The following is a 1895-nucleotide window of genomic DNA, read 5'->3' on the forward strand; positions in this document are numbered from 1 at the left end:
GCGGTGATGAGTAATCACTATCATGTGGTGTTATTTATTGATGAAGAAAAAGCGAAGCAGTGGACAATGACTGACGTACTTGTGCGTTGGCACCGCATACACAAAGGCACGTTACTGACCAAACAATATTGCAACGGTGACCGCTTAGCTCAACCCTTACTTGATGAGGTTAATGCAACCGCAGAGGTCTATCGAAAGCGCCTGATGAAAATCAGTTGGTTTATGGGGTATATTAATGAAAGTATTGCAAGAACGGCTAACCAAGAAGATAACTGCACCGGTAGGTTTTGGGAAGGACGCTTTAAATCCCAAGCGTTATTAGATGAAGCAGCGTTAGCGTCTTGTATGGCCTATGTTGATTTAAACCCTATTCGAGCCAATATCGCAAAGACACCAGAGAAAATTAACAAGACACTCATCTTTAATTATTTAAGAAGTACCATCAAATAACCTAGGGTACTTCTTATTGATGAAAACCTAAAAACCTAAAATTTTATTAGCTAGTTGAAGTAAATCTGGCGCACTGTAATCCGCTTTTTCGACTAACTCGAACTGAAACATACCTGGACGTTCTATAAATCCGGTTTGCATTCCAGCTTTAGCTGCTCCAGCAACATCCCAACCATGTGCAGCAATCAACATCGCGTCACCAGCCTCAACATTCATTTGCTTTAAAGCCCACTCGTAAACACGTAAATCAGGCTTAAAAATTTGTAATTCTTGGACTGTTAATGCGCCATCAAAATATTCGGTTAATTTAGCGTTCTTAAGTTGACTGGCAATACCTGCATCTGACGAATTAGTGAGAGTGACCAATTTTATGCCACTATCTTTAAACTTCTTTAAACCAGCAATAACATCAAGGTGTGGTTGTAAGTCTCTAAATGGCGTTTTAATTGCTAAGGTTGCTTCTTCTTTTGTCAAAAAAATATCATTTTGCTTTGCAACTAATTGTAATGCAGCAATGCCTATTTCGCCAAAGTGATGGTAATCATTAATTGCATTAGTGACTAAAGAATAGTGCAACATAGTAGTAAACCAACTAGCTACTAAATCATCTCGTCCTTTTAAGGCAACTGTCACAGACTTAGCCACATTACCTAAATCAAGTAGGGTTTCATTCACATCAAAAAAGATAACGCTAGGTAAGGTACTGTGCATCTTATGAAATGTCTCTACCTCTTTCGCGATAGAGGTTATAGACAAAAATACAGAAAATAATAATACGTAAAGTTTTAATTTCATTTAAACACCTGTTAAATAATATAACCGTAACTATGTGGATTACATCCATATAGTAAATAGACAGCGAGTAATTATTCATTTGAACCTTGTCATTTTTTTTGCTAAAAAATAATAGGGCCATTAAAAACTTGCTGTATTGTGATTTCGATGGGTATAGGCAACTATGACCATAGAAGACTTAAAAATTTTATACTGTGAGCAGGGCTCACAAACTTATCCATTATCCTCATCAGAACTCATTGAGTTATAGATAAAACTCAAAATCAATATACGTTAGGCTAATAAGACCGTAATGAATTTTTTTTATTTCATATATAAAAAATTAAATTTAAAACAATGTATTGAAAGTTATTTTGTTAATTTTCGGAGTTAATGAGGTCTATGGCTATCTAACAAAAAATCAACAGACACTCATCCTAAATTGAACAAGTTTTCCCTTTGTACTACGCTAAGGTAATCAAGCTACTTTATCTTAGGTGAGTTATGGCCACGCCAAGGAAGCAACAAATCAGTTTAGTAGACACGCCTTATTATCATTGTGTGGCGCGTTGTGTTCGACGCGCTTTCTTATGTGGTGAAGATACCTTTTCAGGTCAAAGCTTTGAGCACCGGCGAGGTTGGGTGGAAGACAAAATCCATTTTCTAACGCA

At 36.5% G+C, this 1895-nt stretch carries 2 protein-coding genes and 1 pseudogene; 2 read left to right on the top strand and 1 reads right to left on the bottom strand.

The features are described 5' to 3' along the window. Positions 1-420: pseudogene (locus tag H4J56_RS19330) on the top strand (transposase); the annotation flags it as partial. A gap of 57 nt (positions 421-477) precedes the next feature. Here H4J56_RS19330 and H4J56_RS19335 read toward each other — a convergent pair. Continuing rightward, complete coding sequence (locus H4J56_RS19335; protein WP_259367781.1) at positions 478-1245, bottom strand: haloacid dehalogenase type II; 768 nt, start codon at positions 1243-1245, stop codon at positions 478-480. 483 nt (positions 1246-1728) lie between these two features. Here H4J56_RS19335 and H4J56_RS19340 point away from each other — a divergent pair. After that, on the top strand, positions 1729-1895 hold a 167-nt coding region (locus H4J56_RS19340; protein ID WP_182259820.1), incomplete at its 3' end, for a Type I secretion system protein TolC.

This window comes from Colwellia sp. BRX8-4, assembly GCF_014077345.1.
Lineage (GTDB): Bacteria > Pseudomonadota > Gammaproteobacteria > Enterobacterales > Alteromonadaceae > Colwellia_A.

Excerpts from the sequence above, each read along its gene's own strand:
- H4J56_RS19335 (WP_259367781.1), bottom strand. The coding sequence starts at position 1,245 with ATGAAATTAAAACTTTACGTATTATTATTTTCTGTATTTTTGTCTATA.